The sequence below is a fragment of the Microbacterium invictum genome (assembly GCF_014197265.1).
In the GTDB taxonomy this organism is placed as follows: domain Bacteria; phylum Actinomycetota; class Actinomycetes; order Actinomycetales; family Microbacteriaceae; genus Microbacterium; species Microbacterium invictum.
Window position 1 is genome coordinate 167,387 of record NZ_JACIFH010000001.1, and the last position, 18,721, is coordinate 186,107.

At 70.7% G+C, this 18,721-nt stretch carries 19 protein-coding genes; 9 read left to right on the forward strand and 10 right to left on the reverse strand.

What is annotated here, in order from left to right; all coding sequences use genetic code 11:
• Positions 1-6: 6 nt before the first annotated feature.
• Positions 7-606 (forward strand): GNAT family N-acetyltransferase, encoded by a 600-nt coding sequence (locus BKA10_RS00860; protein ID WP_183498083.1) that lies wholly within the window; start codon positions 7-9, stop codon positions 604-606.
• Here BKA10_RS00860 and cydC read toward each other — a convergent pair.
• The 4 genes from cydC to BKA10_RS00880 form a co-directional block, all read right to left on the reverse strand.
• Positions 599-2,260, reverse strand: coding sequence for a thiol reductant ABC exporter subunit CydC (cydC, locus tag BKA10_RS00865; RefSeq protein ID WP_183498085.1), 1,662 nt, complete (start codon positions 2,258-2,260; stop codon positions 599-601). The two genes, BKA10_RS00860 and cydC, sit on opposite strands and share 8 nt — an antisense overlap.
• Positions 2,257-3,879 (reverse strand): thiol reductant ABC exporter subunit CydD, encoded by a 1,623-nt coding sequence (gene cydD / locus BKA10_RS00870; RefSeq protein WP_183500986.1) that lies wholly within the window; start codon positions 3,877-3,879, stop codon positions 2,257-2,259. Before cydD ends, cydC begins: the two co-directional genes overlap by 4 nt.
• Before the next feature lie 147 nt (positions 3,880-4,026).
• A complete protein-coding gene (cydB, locus tag BKA10_RS00875) occupies positions 4,027-5,061 on the reverse strand; it encodes a cytochrome d ubiquinol oxidase subunit II (protein ID WP_183498087.1) in 1,035 nt (344 codons plus the stop codon).
• A 9-nt stretch (positions 5,062-5,070) separates the two neighbouring features.
• Positions 5,071-6,492, reverse strand: coding sequence for a cytochrome ubiquinol oxidase subunit I (locus BKA10_RS00880; protein ID WP_183498089.1), 1,422 nt, complete (start codon positions 6,490-6,492; stop codon positions 5,071-5,073).
• A gap of 144 nt (positions 6,493-6,636) precedes the next feature.
• Between BKA10_RS00880 and moaA the strand changes: the two genes are divergently transcribed.
• Both moaA and fdhD read left to right on the forward strand, forming a co-directional pair.
• Positions 6,637-7,698: a GTP 3',8-cyclase MoaA gene (gene moaA, locus BKA10_RS00885; RefSeq protein WP_183498091.1), complete on the forward strand. Its 1,062-nt coding sequence runs from the start codon at positions 6,637-6,639 to the stop codon at positions 7,696-7,698.
• A gap of 1 nt (position 7,699) precedes the next feature.
• Complete coding sequence (fdhD, locus tag BKA10_RS00890; RefSeq protein WP_183498093.1) at positions 7,700-8,611, forward strand: formate dehydrogenase accessory sulfurtransferase FdhD; 912 nt, start codon at positions 7,700-7,702, stop codon at positions 8,609-8,611.
• A gap of 38 nt (positions 8,612-8,649) precedes the next feature.
• Here fdhD and BKA10_RS00895 read toward each other — a convergent pair whose 3' ends face one another.
• The 3 genes from BKA10_RS00895 to BKA10_RS00905 form a co-directional block, all read right to left on the reverse strand.
• A complete protein-coding gene (locus BKA10_RS00895) occupies positions 8,650-9,279 on the reverse strand; it encodes an ArsR family transcriptional regulator (protein ID WP_183498095.1) in 630 nt (209 codons plus the stop codon).
• A 116-nt stretch (positions 9,280-9,395) separates the two neighbouring features.
• Entirely contained in the window at positions 9,396-10,427 is a 1,032-nt protein-coding gene (locus BKA10_RS00900; protein WP_183498097.1) for an LLM class flavin-dependent oxidoreductase, read from the reverse strand.
• 159 nt (positions 10,428-10,586) lie between these two features.
• A complete protein-coding gene (locus tag BKA10_RS00905; protein ID WP_183498099.1) occupies positions 10,587-11,249 on the reverse strand; it encodes a TetR family transcriptional regulator in 663 nt (220 codons plus the stop codon).
• 155 nt (positions 11,250-11,404) lie between these two features.
• Between BKA10_RS00905 and BKA10_RS00910 the strand changes: the two genes are divergently transcribed.
• Positions 11,405-12,415, forward strand: coding sequence for an SDR family NAD(P)-dependent oxidoreductase (locus BKA10_RS00910; RefSeq protein ID WP_183498101.1), 1,011 nt, complete (start codon positions 11,405-11,407; stop codon positions 12,413-12,415).
• Positions 12,416-12,525: 110 nt separating this feature from the next.
• On the forward strand, positions 12,526-13,170 hold the full coding sequence (locus BKA10_RS00915; protein ID WP_183498103.1) for an SDR family oxidoreductase: 645 nt from the start codon (positions 12,526-12,528) through the stop codon (positions 13,168-13,170).
• A 43-nt stretch (positions 13,171-13,213) separates the two neighbouring features.
• Here BKA10_RS00915 and BKA10_RS00920 read toward each other — a convergent pair whose 3' ends face one another.
• Positions 13,214-13,513 (reverse strand): hypothetical protein, encoded by a 300-nt coding sequence (locus tag BKA10_RS00920; RefSeq protein ID WP_183498105.1) that lies wholly within the window; start codon positions 13,511-13,513, stop codon positions 13,214-13,216.
• 57 nt (positions 13,514-13,570) lie between these two features.
• Here BKA10_RS00920 and BKA10_RS00925 point away from each other — a divergent pair, with 57 nt between their 5' ends.
• The 3 genes from BKA10_RS00925 to BKA10_RS00935 all read left to right on the forward strand — a co-directional run bounded on the left by BKA10_RS00925 (position 13,571) and on the right by BKA10_RS00935 (position 16,327).
• Entirely contained in the window at positions 13,571-14,647 is a 1,077-nt protein-coding gene (locus BKA10_RS00925; protein ID WP_183498106.1) for a DNA glycosylase AlkZ-like family protein, read from the forward strand.
• A gap of 85 nt (positions 14,648-14,732) precedes the next feature.
• Positions 14,733-15,659 (forward strand): SDR family oxidoreductase, encoded by a 927-nt coding sequence (locus BKA10_RS00930; RefSeq protein ID WP_183498108.1) that lies wholly within the window; start codon positions 14,733-14,735, stop codon positions 15,657-15,659.
• Complete coding sequence (locus BKA10_RS00935) at positions 15,656-16,327, forward strand: esterase/lipase family protein (protein WP_183498110.1); 672 nt, start codon at positions 15,656-15,658, stop codon at positions 16,325-16,327. The genes BKA10_RS00930 and BKA10_RS00935 overlap by 4 nt, the downstream gene beginning before the upstream one ends.
• 17 nt (positions 16,328-16,344) lie before the next feature.
• On the opposite strand, the gene msrA is transcribed toward BKA10_RS00935, so the two are convergent.
• Entirely contained in the window at positions 16,345-16,890 is a 546-nt protein-coding gene (msrA, locus tag BKA10_RS00940) for a peptide-methionine (S)-S-oxide reductase MsrA (protein ID WP_183498112.1), read from the reverse strand.
• An 88-nt stretch (positions 16,891-16,978) separates the two neighbouring features.
• Between msrA and BKA10_RS00945 the strand changes: the two genes are divergently transcribed.
• Positions 16,979-18,100: an NAD(P)-binding domain-containing protein gene (locus BKA10_RS00945; protein ID WP_183498114.1), complete on the forward strand. Its 1,122-nt coding sequence runs from the start codon at positions 16,979-16,981 to the stop codon at positions 18,098-18,100.
• Positions 18,101-18,112: 12 nt separating this feature from the next.
• Here the strand turns inward: BKA10_RS00945 and BKA10_RS00950 are convergent, their stop codons facing one another.
• Positions 18,113-18,664, reverse strand: a complete 552-nt coding sequence (locus BKA10_RS00950) for an OsmC family protein (RefSeq protein ID WP_183498116.1) — start codon at positions 18,662-18,664, stop codon at positions 18,113-18,115.
• Between the last annotated feature and the right edge of the window lie 57 nt (positions 18,665-18,721).

The window sequence follows — 18,721 nt, forward strand, 5'->3', positions numbered from 1 at the left end:
ATACGGATGGCCCGCATTCGTCCTTTCCACGCCGGTGACGAGCCCGCGCTCGCCGAGATCTGCCTGCGCACGGCCGCCGAAGGGTCCGACGCGACCGGTCTGCTCGAGGATGACGACCTCTGGGCTCACGTGTTCGTGCTGCCGTATGCGGCGCGGCATCCGGAGTTCGCGTTCGTTGTCGAGACCGATGACGAACGCCTGGTCGGGTACATCGTCGGAGTGCCCGACACTCGCGCGTTCGAGGACTGGTTCCACGACCAGTGGTGGCCGCGGTTCGCCCACCGGTGGCCCGAGCCGGCGGAAGAGCGCAGCCGGCAGGACGGGATCGTGCGGTACGCGTACGGGCGGCGCGGCGGTGCAGAACCCTACGGCGACGACCATCCCGCGCACCTGCACATCGACCTGCTGCCCGAGGCGCAGGGCCAGGGCTGGGGGCGCGCGCTCATCACCACGCTCACCGACGCACTGCGCGCCCAGGGCGTGACCGGCGTGCATCTGGCCGCATCGGTGGGCAACACCGGGGCGATCGCGTTCTACCCGCGGGTGGGGTTCACCCCGATCCCATCCCACCCCGGCGTGCAGGCCTTCGCCCTGACGCTCACCTGAGCCGCCCTGCGTCCAGGTGCACGGTGCGGTCCACCAGCGCGCCGGGCACCGCGACGTGCGAGATGAGCACGACGGCCTGATCGTCGCCGACCGCAGTCAGCAGGTCGGTCAGCAGGGCGGTGGATGCCGCGGGGTCCACGCCGGCGGTCGGCTCGTCCAGCACGAGCACAGGGAAGCCGTGCAGCAGCGCGCGGGCCAGCGCCAGGCGCTGCGCCTGACCACCCGAGATGAGGGCGCCGCGCTCGCCCACCCGGGCATCGAGCCCGCCCCGCTCGCGCAGCCAGCCGCCGAGGCCGACGCGCTCGAGCACGGCCTCCAGCTCGGCATCGCTCGCGGTGTCGCGCGCGAACAGCAGATTCTGCCGGATGTCCTCGTCGAACAGCATCGGGTGCTGCTCGCAGAGCCCCACGACGCGGCGGACCGCATCAGGCGACACTTCACGCACATCACGGGCGCCCACACGATACGTGCCGTCCACGTCGAGGAACCGCACGAGCACGTGCGCCAGCATCGTCTTGCCGGCGCCGCTCGACCCGGTCACGAGCACACGCTCGCCGGGAGCCACATCGAAGTCGACATCGTGCAGCGCGGGAGCCGCAGCCCCCGGCCACCGCGCGCTCACACCCCGCAGGTGCAGTCCGTCGCCGAGCTCCACGGCGGCGGCATCGGCGGTCACCGACTCGTCCGGCAGCTCGGGCGGCACCCGATCCGGCAGCGCCTCGGCGATCCGCTCGGCGGCCGCCCGCACCTGCCGCCACGATGCCGCGGCGAGCGGGACGGCGGCGAACACCTCGAACACCGCCATCGGCACCAGCACCACGACGGCGAGGGCGGGGGCGGTGAGCGCACCGGCATCCACCCCCGGCACGACGGCGAGCACCGCCAGCAACGAGGCGGCACCGGCGAGCAGCGACACGACGGCGCTCGACCCCGCCTGCGCGCCCGCCCGTCGCACGACGGCGCGTCGCAGGTCGGCATCGGCCTGAGCGATGCGCGACCGGCTGGCGTCGTCCGCGCCGTACGCGACCAGCACGTCGAGGCTGCCGAGGTGGTCGAGCACAGCATCGGCCAGCCGGCCCCGCAGCGGCGCGATCGCCCGCTCCGCACGCGATCCGGCCACCCAGCCCCACCCGGTTGCGACCACTGCCGCGGCCAGGAGGCATGCGAGCAGGGTGAGCGCGGCCGGCCACCAGACGATCGCGACCAGTACGAGCGCCCCCACGGCCACAGCCGTCGACGACACGAGCGGCAGGACGACGCGCAGCGGCAGGTTCTGCAGCTCGTCGACGTCGTCCACGAGCGCGCCGAGCATCGAGCCGCGGCGCGCGCGGGCCAGGCCGTCCGGTGCCAGCGGCACGAGCCGGCGGACGAGATCCGTGCGGGTGGATGCCAGCTGCCGCAGCGCCGCATCGTGACTGGCGAGGCGCTCGGTGTACCGGAAGGCGGCCCGCGCCAGCGCGAAGGCGCGCACCCCGACGACGGCCGCCGTGATGTACATGACCAGCGGCTGCTCGCTGGCCCGCACGATGAGCCACGCGCTCACCGCGAGCAGGGCGACCGCCGAGGCCTCGGACAGGAACCCCGATGCCGCGCCCGGCCAGAACCGGCGGGGGCCGGGCATGGCGCGGCGCAGCACGTCCGCGGCGGTCGTCATGCCGGCACCTCCGCGGTGAGGCGGACCACCCGGTCGGCGATCGCGCGGGCGGTCTCGCGGTGCGACACCAGCACGACGGTCGCGCCGGCGTCGGCGAGCGAGCGCACCGACGCCCACAGATCGGCCTCGGTGCCCGCGTCGAGCGCGGCGCTGGGTTCATCCAGCGCCACCACGGGGCCCAGGCCACGCAGGTGCCGGTAGAACGCCCGGGCCACGGCGACGCGCTGCGCCTGCCCGCCCGACAGACCGGACCCCTGCACGCCGAGTTCGTGTTCCGGGGCGAGCCCGCCCACCAGGGCGAGCTCGAGGGCGCGATCGACCAGAGCCGGATCGGGCGCGAGGTCACCGAGCGTGACGTTCGCGGCGACCGTGCCGGCGATCAGGCCCGGCTGCTGTCCCGCCCAGGCGAGCCAGGTCGCAGGGGTGAGGGTCCCGGCATCCACACCATCGAAAGTCGCGGTGCCGTCGAAGCCCGCCGCGCCGAGCAGCGCGGCGAGCAGGCTCGACTTGCCGGCGCCGCTGGGCCCTTCGACGAGCGTGACCGTCCCCGGCCGGGCGGTGAACGACACCGGCGGCAGGGTGCGGTCGCCGCGACGCACGCGCACCTCGCGCATCTCGAGCACACCATCGCGCGCGGGCGGTACGGCGGGGGCGGCGACCGTCGACTGGACGCCGGCCGCGGCGTCGAGCACCGCGAAGACGTCCTCGGTCGCGGCCACCCCTTCGGCGGCTGCGTGGAACTGCACCCCGACCTGCCGCAGCGGCAGATACGCCTCGGGCGCCAGCAGCAGCACGAACAGGCCGACGAACAGGCCCAGCTCGCCGTCGAGCAGGCGGAAGCCGATCGACACGGCGATGATGGCGACGGAGATCGATGCCAGGAACTCCAGTGCGAATCCCGAGAGGAACGACACGCGCAGCACGCGCATCGTCTCGCGCCGGTACTCGGTGGTCACGCGCTCGATCGAGCGCACGGCGCGGTGCTGGCGTCCGAACACCTTCAGCGTCGACAGGCCGCGGACGGTGTCGGCGAAGCGTGCGGCGAGCTGGCCGAGCGTGGCCCACTGGCGTTGCTGCACGGCGCGTGTCGCGACTCCGATGAGCGCCATGAACAGGGGGATGAGGGGGATCGTGAGCAGCACCGTGAGCCCCGAGATCCAGTCCTGCCACCACATCACGATCACGAGGATCGGTGTGGCGATGACGGTCTGGACCAGCTGCGGCAGGTAGCGGCCGAAATACGACTCGAGGGCATCGAGTCCGCGGCCGGCGACCACGGCGAGACGGGCGCTGTTGTGCGTCGCGAGCCACCCTGGACCGAGCGTGCCGACGGCGTCGATGAGGCCGGTCCGCAGTTGGGTCTGCACGCGGGCCGCGGCGCGGGAGGCGATCGATTCGCGCACCCACAGCAGCACCGCACGAAGGGCGACGACGCCGGCGAGGGGGAACAGGATGCCGGTGAGCTCACCGCCGGCGATCGCGGTGGTCACGGCGCTCGTGAGCAGCCACGCGAAGGCGACGATCGTCAGCGTCTGGGCGAACCCGATCGCCGCGATCGCGACGAAGAAGCCGCGCGACGCCCGGGCGTAGCGCAGGAGGCGGGGGTCGACGGGCCGCATGCGCTCGCGCGCGTCCGATCTGTCCGTTGCCACCATTCGATCCTGCCCCACCTGCTGGTCCGATCGCTCATCCGGCCGGAGATGCCGGCACACCGGCATCCATCGACACGAAGCGACGGATGAAGTCCTGCCCCGTCCCCGCCGCGGTCAGTGCGCGGGGGCGGCCTCTGCCTCCTCCATGCGGGAGCGGGTCACGCGCTTGCGGAACACCCAGTAGGTCCAGCCCTGGTACAGCAGCACCAGCGGCAGGAAGATCAGGGCGGCCCAGCTCATGATCTGCAGGGTGAGGTCAGTGCTCGACGCGTTCTCGATCGTCAGGCTGTTCGCCAGGTCCGGCGACGACGGCATGACGAACGGGAACAGGGCGAGCCACAGCGTCAGCACGGCGAAGACGATCGTCACGGCGCCCGACGCGAAGGCCTTGCCGTCGCGGTCGGCCCGGTTCAGCGCGACCGATGCGAGCAGCGCCAGCGCGGCGATCACGCCGCAGGCGATGACCGCCCACAGCAGCGGCGCTTCGCGGCCGGCGGCGATCATCACCGTCCAGATCACGGTGCCGGCGGCGAACACCACGGTCGGCACGGCCAGCTTCTTGGCCAGCGACTGGGCGTCGTCGTGCACCTGCCCATCGGTCTTGAGCCCGATGAAATACACCCCGTGCAGCCAGAACAGCAGCAGCGTCGTGACGCCCACCCACAGGCCGTACGGGTTCAGCAGCGTCAGCAGCGAGCCGGTGAACTCGTGGTCGGCATCCAGCGGCACCCCCTGCACGATGTTGCCCACGGCCACGCCCCACAGCAGCGCCGGCAGGACGGAGCCCCAGAAGATCATCCGGTCGAAGCCGCGCTTCCACTTCAGCGAGTCGCGCTGATGCCGGTACTCGAACGAGACGCCGCGCGCGATGAGCGCCAGCAGGATCACGAGCAGCGCGAGGTAGAACCCGCTGAACAGCGTCGCGTACCACTCCGGGAACGCGGCGAACAGGCAGGCGCCGGCGACGATGACCCACGTCTCGTTGAGGTCCCAGACGGGCCCGATCGTGTTGATCACCTGGCGCCTGGACACCTCGTCCTTGCCGAGGAACGGGAGCGACATGCCCACGCCGAAGTCGAATCCGTCGAGGACGAAGTAGCCGACGAACAGGATGCCGACGATGAAGAACCACAGGTATGCGAGATCCATGATGTCCTCCTAGTAGACCGTCGTCGACGTCGGGCTCGGGGCGTCCGCCTCGGGCGATCCGGGTTCGGGCAGCGGAGCCGGGCCCTTCTGCGCGGCCTTCAGGATCAGCCCGAACTCCACCACCGCCAGCGCCGCGTAGATCAGCGTGAACGCGATCAGCGATATCAGCACCGTCCACCCGGGCACGCTCGGCGAGACGCCGTCCTCGGTGAGCATGAGGCTGAACACGATCCAGGGCTGGCGGCCCATCTCGGTGAACACCCATCCGACCAGACTGCCGAGCAGGGGGAGTGGCGCGGCCCAGATCGCGATCTTCCACATCCAGGGCGCGACCGGACGCTTCGCGCTCTTGCGGGTGACCCACAGCCCGGCGACGGCGATCAGCGTGGAGGCGGCGCCGAGGCCGATCATCCAGCGGAACGACCAGTACGTGACCCAGATGATGGGCATGTAGTCGAACCCCGCGCCGAACTGCTGCTCGTACAGCACCTGCAGATCGTGCAGGCCCTCCACGCAGCCGTCGAACGAGTGCGTCGACAGGAACGACAGCAGATACGGCACCCGCAGCGACCACACCTCCGCCGTACCGTCGGGTGTGCCGATCGAGAAGAGCGAGAACGAGGCATCCGCCCCGCAGGCGGTATGCCAGAGCGCTTCGGCGGCGGCCATCTTCATCGGCTGCGTGTCGACCATCACGAGGCTCAGCTGGTCGCCGGACAGGGCGGTGAGACCGAACGTGATGATCGTGAACCACAGGCCGTACTTCAGCGACGAGCGCATCGTCTCGATGTGCTGGCCCCGCGAGAGATGCCAGGCCGAGACGGCGATCACCACCGCGCCGGCGAACATGAACGCCGCGAACAGCGTGTGCGGGAAGGCCGCGAGCACGACGGGATTGGTCAGCACCGCCCAGAAGTCCGTGAGCTCGACACGGCCGGCCTCGGCGTTGATCGTGTAGCCCACCGGGTTCTGCATGAACGCGTTGGCGGCGAGGATGAAGTAGGCCGACAGGGTCGATCCGAAGGCGACGGCCCAGATGGATGCCAGGTGCAGGCGCCGCGGCAGCCGGTCCCACCCGAAGATCCACAGGCCGATGAAGGTCGCCTCGAAGAAGAACGCGAGCAGCCCCTCGAACGCGAGCGGGGCGCCGAAGATGTCGCCGACGAAGCGCGAGTACGACGACCAGTTCATGCCGAACTGGAACTCCTGCACGATGCCGGTGACCACGCCCATCGCGAAGTTGATGAGGAAGATCTTGCCGAACAGCTGCGTCAGATGCAGCCACTTGACGTTGCCGGTCCGATGCCAGACGGTCTGGAAGATCGCGACAGTGAGAGCCATCCCGAGCGTCAGCGGGACGAACAGATAGTGGTAGAGGGTCGTCAGACCGAATTGCCACCGCGCCAGCAACAGAGGATCGAGAAAATCCACCGCGTGCTCCTTTCGACTGCCTGAAGGTCACCGTACTCAACCCCGTGGAATACGGTCCGGCGAGACGGCCGTACTTAATCCTTCCCCACCTTTCCCCGGTCCGGGTCGGCCTCTTCGCCGCGTGGCGCGGGTAGCCTCGAAGGCATGGTTGCCGTCCCGCTCGTCCTCACCCGTCGTGCCGACGTGCGTGGCGACGCGGATGCCGGGGCAGGCGCGGCACTGGTCGACACGTTCGGTCGCGTGCACCGCGACCTGCGGATCTCGCTCACCGACCGCTGCTCGCTGCGCTGCACGTACTGCATGCCCGAGCAGGGTAACGAGTGGCTGGCCCGCGACAGCATCCTGTCCACCGACGAGATCGTCCGGGTCGCGCGCGTGGCGGCCGATGCCGGCATCACCACGTTCCGGCTGACGGGCGGGGAACCGCTGCTGCGCACCGACATCGTCGAGGTGGTGCGCCGGCTTGCCGAGATCGAAGGCCCCGACGGGCCCGTCGCGATCGCGATGACGACCAACGGCATCCGCTTGCCCGGCCTTCTGCCCGGGCTCGTCGAGGCGGGCCTGCAGCGGCTGAACATCTCGATCGACACGCTCGACCGCGAGCGATTCCGCGAGCTCACCCGCCGCGACCGGCTCGACGATGTGCTCGAGGGCATCGCCGCGGCCGCCGCCTCGGGCCTGCGACCGCTCAAGCTCAACGCCGTCGCCATGCGCGGCGTCAACGACACCGAGATGATCGGCCTCGTCGAATTCGCGCTCGCACACGGTGCGCAGCTGAGGTTCATCGAGCAGATGCCGCTGGATGCCGGGCACACCTGGGACCGGACGTCGATGGTCACCCGCGACGAGATCCTCGAGGACTTGGCGACCCGGTGGGACCTCACCCCGGTCCCCGGTCGCGGGGGTGCGCCGGCCGAGCTGTTCCTCCTCGACGGCGGCCCGCAGGCGGTCGGCGTCATCGCATCGGTCACCGCCCCGTTCTGCGGCGACTGCGACCGCATGCGCCTGACCGCGGACGGTCAGCTGCGCAACTGTCTGTTCTCCACCAGCGAGTACGACCTGCTGCCGGTGCTCCGCGGCGACGGCGCCGATGCCGACGTCGACCGCGTCCTGCGCGCCTGCGTGCGCGGCAAGCTGCCCGGTCATGCCATCAACGATCCGTCGTTCCTGCAGCCGGCTCGCGGAATGAACGCGATCGGCGGATGACATGGGACGACTGACGGCCCGCGCCCCCGTCGTGAAGCTCTCGCTCGACGGGGCGAGTCGCCGCCGGGCCGACACCCTCGTCGTCGAGGAGCCGCTCGAGATCCGCGTCGGAGGGCGGCCGCTGACCGTGACGATGCGCACGCCCGGTCATGACGTCGAACTGGCGGCCGGCTTCCTCGTCTCGGAGGGTGTCATCTCGCACGGCGGCCAGTTCGCCGCGGCGGTCCACTGCGGCGGCCCGGGCACCGGCGGCCCGGGAGCGACTGGGACGGATGCCGCTGGCTCAGCGGTGGCCGGCCCGAGCCTGCGCGTGCTCGGCACGGCATCCGCCGACGGCAACACCTACAACGTCCTCGATGTCACACTCGCGCCCGGCGTCGCTCCGCCGGCGGCCGACCTGGCACGCAACTTCTACACGACCAGCTCATGCGGCGTGTGCGGCAAGGCCTCGATCGAGGCCGTGGCGACGGTGTCGTCGTACGACCTGTCGACGGACACCGTCGCCGTCGACCCCGGCATGCTGGTCGATCTCCCCGATCGGCTGCGCGCCGAGCAGGCGGTGTTCGACAAGACCGGGGGACTGCACGCGGCGGGCCTTTTCGACCTCACCACGGGCGAGATGCTCGTCGTGCGCGAGGACGTGGGCCGGCACAACGCCGTGGACAAGGTGGTCGGGTGGGCGGCTCTCAGCGACCGGCTTCCGCTGCGCGGGACAGCGCTGATGGTGTCGGGTCGCGCGAGCTTCGAACTCGCGCAGAAGGCGATCATGGCGGGCATCCCGATGCTGACCGCGGTGTCGGCGCCGTCGTCGCTCGCCGTGGAGCTGGCGGCGAATGCCGGGCTCACGCTCGTCGGCTTCCTGCGCGGCGACACCATGAACGTCTACAGCGGAGCCGAGCGCATCCGGATGTGACGCACGCCGACGCCGTGGGTCAGCACCGCAGCCGCGACCTACTGGGCGGGGCGCCCCGCGTGGCTGAGCAGCACGACGCACTCGGTCGGGTCGCACGACGGGCGGATGCCCTCGACGCGCAACGGGCCCCCTGCTTCGGTCAGCACGCCCTGCATGATGCTCAGGTGCACCTGGCACAGCACCTCGAGGTGTTCGGCCTGTGCCTGTGCCTGATGACACGGCGTCAATTCGAGCGAGAGGTCATCCTCATCGACGATCGGGTCGAAGCCCGAGTCGACGAGGTCGTCGACGATGGCGTCGAGCTGGTGCAGGGCCTCGGTGTCGAGGGTGATGGGGGTGGATGCCGGCATGACGCGCCGCATGAGGTCTCCGCGCTCGGCGGCGGCACGCACGCGACGGCGCTGCACCGGACTCGATGCCGCCGTGCCGTCGGCCGCGCTGTACAGCACGCGCGGGCGACCACGCGTGGTGCGGCGCTCGGTCACCGCGACCACGTAGCCCTCGTCGATCAGTCGCTGCAGGTGCTCACGCACCGTGTTGGCGTGCAGCCCGGTCGCCTCGGTCAGCTCGGCGATCGTGCGCTGCGGCCGCTGCTGCAGCAGATGCATCAGCTCCACTCGCGAGTAACTCGAGATCGCGCTGTACCCGGTCGCCTGAGCTGTGGTCATACCTCATATTATTCACGTTTCTCACGGCGACGCACGCAAGGTTGACCTTGGTCTACAAAGCCATCGCGCAGTGCGCGGTCGATCACTGTAGGTGCACGCGCGTGGACGCTCTCGCACTATGTGGTCGGGTTGGGCTTCCAGCCCAGCGCCGGGGCCACGTGCGTGGCGAACGACTCGACGACGCGCAGGTTGAACTCGACGCCCAGCTGTGACGGGATCGTCAGCATCAGGGTGTCGGCCGACATGACGGCGGCGTCCTGTTGCAGCTGCTCGACGAGCACGTCCGGCGCCGCGGCGTAGGTCTTGCCGAAGGTGGAGCGGAAGCCGTCGATGTAGCCGATGCCGTCGCCCTCCTGGCTGTGCCCGAAGTACAGCTCGTCTTCGGCCGTCGTGATCGGGAAGACCGACCGGCTGACCGAGACCCGGGGTGCGCCGGCATGACCGGCATCCTTCCACGCGGCGCGGAACAGGTCGATCTGCTCGGCTTGGAGGATGTCGAACGGCCGGCCGTCGGCTTCGGTCACGAGCGTCGACGACATGAGGTTCAGCCCCTGGCGTCCGGCCCACTCGGCGGTCTCGCGTGAGCCCGAGCCCCACCAGATCCGCGAGCGCAAGCCGGGGGAGTGCGGCTCGATGCGCTGCAGCCCGCTGCCGCCGCCGAAGGGACTCTCGGGGTCGCGCTCGGCGATGCCCTCGCCGTCGATCGCCCGCAGGAACAGCTCGGTGTGCGCACGTGCGATGTCCGCGCCACGCGGATCGGTCGCCCCGCTGTATCCGAACGCCTCGAACCCGCGCAGCACCGTCTCGGGTGACCCGCGGCTGATGCCCAGCGCGATGCGCTGATCGGAGATCAGGTCGAGCGCGGCAGCCTCTTCGGCGAAATAGAGCGGGTTCTCGTACCGCATGTCGATGACGCCCGTGCCCATCTCGATGTGCGTGGTCGTCGCGGCGATCGCCGCCAGCAGCGGCATCGGCGAGGCCTGTTGCCGAGCGAAGTGGTGGACGCGGAAGTAGACGCCGTTGACCCCGAGATCGTCCATGCCCTGCGCCAGGTCGATGGCCTGCTTCATCGAATCACCGGCGGTGAGCTCGCGCCCGCCGCCGAGGGGACCGTAGTGGCCGAACGAGAGCGTTCCGAAACGTTGCATGCTCGATGTAACCGCCCGCCGCCGCTCTCCATTCCGCCGCATGCGTCCGCCCGTCGCCACGCCGCGAGAGAACAACGGGCGGACGAGAGAACGGGCACCACCCGTTCTCTCGGCGGCGAGGTGTTCTCTCGCGGTCGGGCGTGTCCGGCGCCCCCGATGTCAGTGCGGCAGCCGCTCGATCGCCGTGATGAACGCGTCGAGGTCGAAATCGAGCTGCTCGTGGCCGAAGTTGTCGACCCGCGCGTCGACGAGGCGGCGCAGCGCGTCGTACTCGCCGCGGGCGTCGTCGAGCGCCCGCCGCAGCTCTTCGATCTGCGGGTGGCCGCCGGTGCGTCGCCCGTTGAGGGCGTCGCGGGCGAAGCCGGTGCAGATGGTGGCCAGCAGGTGCATCGACCGGCTCACGGTCACCGGTTCATACCCGGCTGCGAGCATGCGCTCCGCAACGGCCTCGGCCGGGCCGACGAGGGTGAGGTCGCGCTGGCTCGTGAACCGGAAGTGCTCGCTCCACGCTCCGATGTCGAGCAGGCTCTCGACCATCCCGTGGGCATAGGCGCGGCAGGCGTCCTGCCAGGTGGTCCCGAGCGTGACCTCCGCGTCGCCGAATCGGCGCCGGAACGCATCGAGCGCGAGGAGTTCGAACAGGCTCTGCCGGTCGGTGACGTGATGGTTGAGAGCCTTGCGGTCGACACCGAGCGCATCGGCGAGGGACTGCATGGTGAGCGTCTCGGGGTCCATGCCGTGAGCGGCCGCGATGATCCGGTCGAGGTCCAGTCCGGCGCGCGAGCCCCGTCCGCGCCGCGGGGGCTCCGGGCGTGTCGCCATGAGCCTCACCTCCCTCGATATTCACGGTCCCGGAGCATTGAGCTCCGGCATCCGGAAGCCTAGTATTTCCCGTACGGGAATATAGTTCCCGAGCGGGAACTCTGACCCGATGAACGTACTTCCGGGCAACCCCCGGGCAACCAAGGAGGGGACTCATGGCCGACAAGGCACTCACCGCCCAGAGCACGATCGGAGAATGGCTCGACAGCGAGATCGGCGGACCGATCGTCCGCGAATTGCTGGCAGCGTCCGGCGGCAGCGCCGAATCGCTCGCGCCGGTCCGCGGCCTGCCGCTGCAGCAGCTCGTCGCCCTGAGCCAGGGCAAGATGCCGCAGGAGGTCGTCGACGGCCTCGTGCTGAAGGCGAACGGCGGCGTCATGCCCGAAGACGCCGGCGAGTCCGGCTGGGTCGAGAAGATCAACCCGGGCCGCTTCGACGGCAAGACCCTCATCGTCACCGGCGCCGCCTCGGGCATCGGCAAGGCCACCGCCTCGCGCATCGCGCGCGAGGGCGGCCGTGTCGTCGCCGTCGACGTGTCGGCCGAGCGCCTCGAGCAGCTGAAGGCCGAACTGCCCTCCGCCGAGATCATCACCGTCGTCGGCGACATCACCGCGCAGGAGTCGGTGGACGCCATCGTCGCGGCCGCCGGCGACCGGATCGACGGTCTGGCCAACGTGGCCGGCATCAACGACGACTTCTCGCCGCTGGGCGAGACCAGCGACGCGATGTGGGACCGCGTCATGGGCGTCAACGTCACCGGCGCGTTCAAGCTGACCCGGGCGGTCCTGCCGGCGATGCTCGACGCGGGCAAGGGCTCGGTCGTCAACGTCACCAGTGAGGCGGGCCTGCGCGGCAATGCATCGGGCAACGCCTACACGACCAGCAAGCACGCCGTCGTCGGCATGACCCGCAGCGCCGCGTTCATGTACGGCCCCGCCGGCATTCGCGTGAACGCCGTCGCACCCGGGGGCGTAGCCACCGGCATCCCGTTCCCTCCGAACGTGTCGGCCACGGGCTCGGCGCGGCTGCAGCCTTTCCAGTCGGCGATCCCGACGCTGGCCACGGCCGAGCAGCTGGCCGCCTCCATCACGTTCCTGCTCTCGGACGACGGCGTCAACATCAACGGCGTCATCCTCCCGAGCGACGGGGGCTGGTCGGTCCAGTAACCGGCCGACCACTGCGGGGCGTCCCGGCTTCCCCCCGGCCTGGGCGCCCCGTTTTCGTTCCCTGCGGGAGTCTGCGTAGGCTCGGGAGTCCGACCGGAAGGAACACTCCCATGGCCCGCATTCTGATCTTCGGAGGACACGGAAAAGTCGCCCTCCAGCTCGCGCCGCTGCTCGTCGAGCGGGGTGTGCACGTCACGAGCGTGATCCGCAATCCCGATCACGAGGCCGATGTCGCCGCGACCGGGGCTGTCCCGCTGGTCGCCGACGTCGAGGTGTTCGACACCGAGCAGCTGACCAACCTCGTCAGCGCCAACGACGCCATCGTGTGGACCGCGGGCGCCGGCGGCGGCGACCCCGAGCGGACGTATGCCGTCGACCGCGACGCCGCGATCCGGTCGATGGATGCCGCGGTCGCCGCCGACGTGCGACGCTACGTGATGGTGTCGTACTTCGGGGCGCGCACCGACCACGGCGTCGCGCCGGACAACTCGTTCTTCGCGTATGCCGAGGCCAAGGCCGCCGCCGACGAGCACCTGCGCACCAGCGGCCTGGATTTCACGATCCTGGGGCCCAGCAGCCTCACCCTCGACGGGCCCACTGGGCGCATCGACACCACGGCCACGACGTCGGCGTCGGTGGCGCGTGCCGACGTCGCCGCGGTGATCGACGCGGTGCTGGCCGACGACTCGACGATCGGCCGCACGATCCGGTTCAACTCCGGCGATGTTCCGATCGCGGAGGCCGTCCGGCGCTGACACCCCGGCGTCACCACGGCGTCACCACGGCGTCACCACGGCGTCAGCGGTCGTGGCGCAGGCCCGTCTCGATCACGATCCGGCCGCCGGTGATCACACCCGGTCCGTCACCGGGGATCGGCGCGGGCGCGGGGGTGATCTGCTCGGCCTCCCAGATCGCCTGTGCTTCGGCGACCGAGGGTCGCCAGATCTCGTCCATGCCCATCAGTCCGCCCGATGAGTGCACGGCCCGCTCGCCACGCGCGCGGCGGCGGCGGGCGTCGATGGCGATCCAGACGAAGTACACGGGCAGAAGGCCCAGCAATGCGATGAATCCGACGACCACTGCACCGGCGGGTTCCATGGCCTCAGCGTACGTCGAGCGCGCGGCAGTGTCGCTGCCCGCCGGTACTCTCGACGCATGCACCGGTTGACCAGAGACCAGGCGCGCCGCATCGCTGTGCGTGCGCAGCTGCTCGATGCCGACCGGCCGGGCGACGTCGTCGAAGTCGCCGAGCAGATCGGGCCCATCAAGATCGACCCGACCGCGGTCATCGCTCCGTCGCAGCTCACGGTGCCGTGGAGCCGCATCGGGTGGTCGTTCGAGGCGGCGCAGCTCACCAAGGCGGTCGAAGACGACCGGCTGCTGTTCGAGCACGCCGGGCGCTTCTATCCGGGCACCTGGCTGCCGTTCGTGCGCGCCCGCCTCGGGCGTGGGCTCCTGTACCGGAGCACCATCTCGTGGCTCGACGCCAACGCACGCTTCCGCAAGGACGTGCTGGCGCGGGTGGAGGCCGACGGCCCGATTCTGGCGTCCGAGATCGATGACACGAGTCAGGTGGCAGCCGATAGCGACAGCGGCTGGCGCAGTTCGAACCAGGTTCCGCGCATGCTCGAAGTGCTCGAGCTCACCGGTGAGGTCGCCGTCGTCGGCCGCGTCGGCCGGCTGCGCCGGTGGGACCTGGCCGAACGGGCGCACCCCGATGTCCCGCGCATCGATGTCGAAGAAGCCGAGCGCATGCTGTCGAGGCGCCGGCTGCAGTGCTACGGCATCGCACGATCCACCTCCGCCTATGCCGGGGTGGGCCAGGCGGGAGAGCCGGCCGAGGTCGAGGGGAGCGAGTGGAAGTGGCGGGTGGACCCCGAGGCGATCGCCGCGCTCGACGACGACCCGGGCGGGCGCGTGGCGATTCTGAACCCCTATGACCGGATGCTGTACGACCGGCCGCGCCTGAGCGAGCTGTTCGAGTTCGACTTCGTGTCCGAGCAGTTCAAGCCCAAGGCGCAGCGGGTGTTCGGGTACTTCGCGCACCCGATCCTGATCGGCGACCGGTTCATGGGGCAGCTCGATGCCGCGCTGGACAAGAAGAGGGAGACGCTCGTGGTCTCCGCGATCCACGAGATGTTCCCCTTCGACGAAGAGGAACGCGAGATGGTCCACGCCGAGATCCGCGATCTCGGCGAGTGGCTCGGCGTCGAAGTCACCGGCCTGCGCTGATCCGGGGGCACAACCCCGACACGGCTGCGCGGCGCTGGCCGCAGGCGCTCGCCGGAGCTAGATTCGGCATACCGGAGGAGGTCGCATGGCGTGGGCCAGTCGAAGCGCGCGCACGGTCACCCTGCCCGACCTGCACGGCAACACGGCCCTCGTCACCGGGGCCAGTGACGGTGTCGGGCTCGAGATCGCCCGGGCACTCGCCGCCGCCGGGTGCGATGTGCTCATGCCGGTGCGCAACCGGAACAAGGGCGAGATCGCCGCGACCCGCATCCGCGCCTCGGCGCCTGACGCCGACCTTTCGCTGCTCGATCTCGATCTCGCGCGACTCGAGAGCGTCTACGCCCTCGCCGATCTGCTGTGTCAGGAGGCAGCGCCGATCGACGTGCTCGTGCTCAATGCCGGCATCGTGATGCTCGGCGACCGCGAGCGTCACGTGACCGAAGACGGATTCGAGCTGCACTTCCAGACGAACTACCTCGGCCATGTGGCGCTCACCCTCGGCATCCTGCCCCTGCTCGAGGCAGCTCGCGCCCGTGTGGTGGTGCAGTGCAGCCTGGCCGCCCGCGTCATCGGGCTCGAGCATCACGACCTGCAGCTCGAGGGGCGCTACACCGCGCTGCGGGCCTATGGGTCCTCGAAGGTCGCGCTGGGCCTGTTCGGCACCGAACTCGCGCGGCACACCATCGCACGACAGTGGGGGCTCACCGTCCACCTGTGCCACCCCGGCATCGCGCCGCGCACCGCCATCGCGCCGATCATCAGGCGCCGACACGAGCACGGTGTCCTGGGACTGGTGATGAACGGGATCGGCAACAGCCCCGAGCGGGCCGCGCAGCCGGCGCTGATGGCGGTGACGACCGCCGCCGAGCCACCCGCCATGTTCGCGCCCTCGGGGCTCGGTCAGCTCTCCGGCGCCGCCGCGCGGATCCGGACCCCGGCATCGATTTCGGACGGGCACGAAGGGGCACGCCTGTGGGACTGGACCCGCTCGGTGCTGCGGCCCGACCGATGAAGCCTCTGCGCATCGCACGGTGGTGGGCCAGCGACTACCTCTACGCCGGGTACGGGCAGGTGCGGGCGTTCCTCGACCGCCGCGACCCGTCCGAGCTGCGCACCGGTGACGCGCGTCCGGTCATCATCCTGCCGGGCGTGTGGGAGACGTGGGGGTTCCTGCGGCCGCTGATCGACGTGCTGCGCGCCGGTGGGCACCCTGTGCACGTGCTGCCCGCGCTGGGCCGCAACGGCCGCCCGATCCCGGCGACGGCCGAGGTCGTCTCCGCGTATCTCGCCGAGCACGACGTGCGCGATGTCGTCATCGTCGCGCACAGCAAGGGCGGGCTGATCGGCAAGTACGTCATGTCCCGACTCGACCCGGACGAGCGGGTGACCGCGATGGTGGCGGTGTGCACGCCGTTCGCCGGCTCCGCCTACGCGCGGTTCATGCTGGTGCCGAGCCTGCGGGCGTTCCTGCCGACCGACGCCACGACGTTGCAGCTGCTGGAGAGCCTCGAGGTCAACACGCGCATCACGACGGTGGCGGGAGTGTGGGATCCGCACATCCCCGCCGCGCACGAACTGGCCGGCGCGACGAACATCACGCTCGATGACGGCGGTCACTTCCGGCTGCTCGCCAGCCCCGAGGTGGCGCGCATCGTGCGCGACGTCGCGAGTCGGCCGTGAGCCCGCGGCCGGGGTGACTACGAGGCCGGGGCCTCAGCCCGCTTCGGCAGGACCCAGCCCGCCCGGGGGAAGTGGCACGTGTAGCCGTTCGGGTACTTGATCAGGTAATCCTGGTGCTCTGGCTCGGCCTCCCAGAACGGGCCCTCGGGCTCGATCGTGGTGACCGCCTTGCCCGGCCACAGGCCCGACGCGTCGACGTCGGCGATCGTGTCGCGGGCGACCCGCTCCTGCTCGGGGCTGAGGGGGAAGATCGCCGAGCGGTAGCTCGAGCCAATGTCGTTGCCCTGCCGGTCGCGCGTCGACGGGTCGTGGATCTGGAAGAAGAAGGCGAGGACGTCGCGGTACGTGGTCTGCGCGGGGTCGAAGACGATCTCGACCGCCTCGGCGTGGCCCGGGTGATTGCGGTAGGTCGCGTTCGCATTCTGCCCGCCGGTGTAGCCGACACGGGTGGACAGGATGCCCGGCTCGCGACGGATGAGGTCTTCCATTCCCCAGAAGCATCCGCCGGCGAGCACCGCCGTCTCGGTGCCGGGGGTGCGGGTGATGGTTCCGGTGTCGCTCATGCTGCCTGCTCCTGGGTCTGTCATAGGTGCTGCATCAACGGTAACGCGTCCGCGGAATGTCGCGGCCGGTCTCGGCGTTCTCCTCAGCATGAATTCCCGCCCGCGACCCGTCGACGTCGTCGTCATCGGTGCGGGGCAGGCGGGACTGTCCGCCGCGTACCATCTGCGTCGCCGCGGCGTGGCCCCGGCATCCGCATCACTCGGTCACGACAACCACCGGACGTTCGTCGTCCTCGATGCCAACCCGGCGGCGGGTGGGGCCTGGCAGCACCGCTGGGAGTCGCTGCGCATGGCGACGGTGAACGGCATCCACGAGCTTCCCGGTGCTCCCGTGCCGCCCGCCGATCCCGGGGCGCAGGCGCGCGAGGTCCTGCCGGCGTACTTCGGCGACTACGAGGACCGGTTCGACCTGCGGGTCGAACGCCCCGTCGCCGTGCACAGCGTGCGTCGCGAGGACGACGACCCGAACGGCCGGCTGCTCGTCGAGACCGACAATGGTGCGTGGAGCGCCCAGTTCGTCGTCAACGCGACCGGCACCTGGACCACGCCGTTCTGGCCGCGGTATCCGGGGCAGGAGCGCTTCCGCGGACGCCAGCTGCACGTCGCCGACTACGTGTCGGCCGACGAGTTCGCGGGGCAGCGCGTGATCATCGTGGGTGCGGGGGTGTCGGGTGTCCAGCTGCTCGACGAGATCTCGCACGTTGCCGAGACGACCTGGATGACCCGGCGCGAACCGCAGTGGATCGACCAGGAGTTCGACATCCCGACGCGCGTCGCCGCGATCGCCGGCATCGAAGAGCGCGTCCGGCAGGGTCTGCCGCCGGGCAGCGTCATCTCGGTCACCGGCATGCACTGGACGCCGTGGGCCCGGGCCGCCCAAGCGCGCGGCGTGCTGGTGCGGCACCCGATGTTCACGTCGATCGACGAAGCGGGGGTGTGGATGCCGGATGGCACCTTCCGCGCCGCCGACGCGATCCTGTGGGCGACCGGCTTCCGTGCCGCGCTCGATCACCTCGCCCCGCTGCGGCTGCGTGTGGCCGGCGGCGGCATCCGCGTCGACGAGTCGCGCGCGACGGACGAACGGCGACTCTTCTTGATCGGCTACGGACCATCGGCCTCGACGGTGGGCGCCAACCGCGCCGGCCGCGCAGCGGTCACCGCGATCGTCCGCGAACTCGCCGACGCGCCCGTGGCCGAGCGCGTGGCCTGACGGGCCGGCGAGTCAGGCCTTGACGACCACGGTCTCCACGGGCGTGGGGCTGGTGAACAGGTCGAGCACCGGGCAGTTCGCGTCGACGGCGGCGCGCAGCTCGTCGTAGCGCTCCGCGCTCTCGGGGCCGGACAGCTCGATGTGCAGCCGCACCGCGGTGAATCCCGCGCGCACCGCCGGGTCCTTGCCGAGCAGTCGTGCGGCGTCGAGGTCGCCCTCGGCGGTGATGCGGATGTCGTCGAACGGGATGCCCAGGACCTGCGCATAGAGCCGGTACACCACCACCTGGCATCCGATCAGGGCGCCCAGCGCGTACTCGACGGGGCTCGCGGCGACATCATCGCCGGCGAGCACCGCCGGCTCGTCCACGAAGAACTCGTGCCGCCCTGCCCGCACGCGCGTCGCGACCGAGCCTTCTCCGATCCCCTCGGCGCGGAAGGTGAGGTGCGAGGCCGTCCGGTCCGCATCGATCCGATCGCTCCAGGCCGCTCCCGCGCCGGTGAGGCGCGCGGCTCGCTCGTCGGCGGTGATGTCGGTCAGGGCAGAGGCCGTGAGAAGGGTCATGCCGCGACCGTATCGGGACGGTGAAGCGGATGCCGGGGCGCCGACATCCGCGGTCAC

Coding starts and splice junctions, on each gene's coding strand:
- BKA10_RS00930 (WP_183498108.1), top strand. CDS start 14,733: ATGGCGTGGGCCAGTCGAAGCGCGCGCACGGTCACCCTGCCCGACCTG.
- BKA10_RS00860 (WP_183498083.1), top strand. CDS start 7: ATGGCCCGCATTCGTCCTTTCCACGCCGGTGACGAGCCCGCGCTCGCC.
- BKA10_RS00915 (WP_183498103.1), top strand. CDS start 12,526: ATGGCCCGCATTCTGATCTTCGGAGGACACGGAAAAGTCGCCCTCCAG.
- moaA (WP_183498091.1), top strand. CDS start 6,637: ATGGTTGCCGTCCCGCTCGTCCTCACCCGTCGTGCCGACGTGCGTGGC.
- cydB (WP_183498087.1), bottom strand. CDS start 5,061: ATGGATCTCGCATACCTGTGGTTCTTCATCGTCGGCATCCTGTTCGTC.
- BKA10_RS00895 (WP_183498095.1), bottom strand. CDS start 9,279: ATGACCACAGCTCAGGCGACCGGGTACAGCGCGATCTCGAGTTACTCG.
- cydC (WP_183498085.1), bottom strand. CDS start 2,260: ATGACGACCGCCGCGGACGTGCTGCGCCGCGCCATGCCCGGCCCCCGC.
- fdhD (WP_183498093.1), top strand. CDS start 7,700: ATGGGACGACTGACGGCCCGCGCCCCCGTCGTGAAGCTCTCGCTCGAC.
- BKA10_RS00950 (WP_183498116.1), bottom strand. CDS start 18,664: ATGACCCTTCTCACGGCCTCTGCCCTGACCGACATCACCGCCGACGAG.
- BKA10_RS00910 (WP_183498101.1), top strand. CDS start 11,405: ATGGCCGACAAGGCACTCACCGCCCAGAGCACGATCGGAGAATGGCTC.
- BKA10_RS00935 (WP_183498110.1), top strand. CDS start 15,656: ATGAAGCCTCTGCGCATCGCACGGTGGTGGGCCAGCGACTACCTCTAC.
- BKA10_RS00905 (WP_183498099.1), bottom strand. CDS start 11,249: ATGGCGACACGCCCGGAGCCCCCGCGGCGCGGACGGGGCTCGCGCGCC.
- BKA10_RS00945 (WP_183498114.1), top strand. CDS start 16,979: ATGAATTCCCGCCCGCGACCCGTCGACGTCGTCGTCATCGGTGCGGGG.
- BKA10_RS00925 (WP_183498106.1), top strand. CDS start 13,571: ATGCACCGGTTGACCAGAGACCAGGCGCGCCGCATCGCTGTGCGTGCG.
- BKA10_RS00900 (WP_183498097.1), bottom strand. CDS start 10,427: ATGCAACGTTTCGGAACGCTCTCGTTCGGCCACTACGGTCCCCTCGGC.
- BKA10_RS00920 (WP_183498105.1), bottom strand. CDS start 13,513: ATGGAACCCGCCGGTGCAGTGGTCGTCGGATTCATCGCATTGCTGGGC.
- msrA (WP_183498112.1), bottom strand. CDS start 16,890: ATGAGCGACACCGGAACCATCACCCGCACCCCCGGCACCGAGACGGCG.
- cydD (WP_183500986.1), bottom strand. CDS start 3,879: ATGCGGCCCGTCGACCCCCGCCTCCTGCGCTACGCCCGGGCGTCGCGC.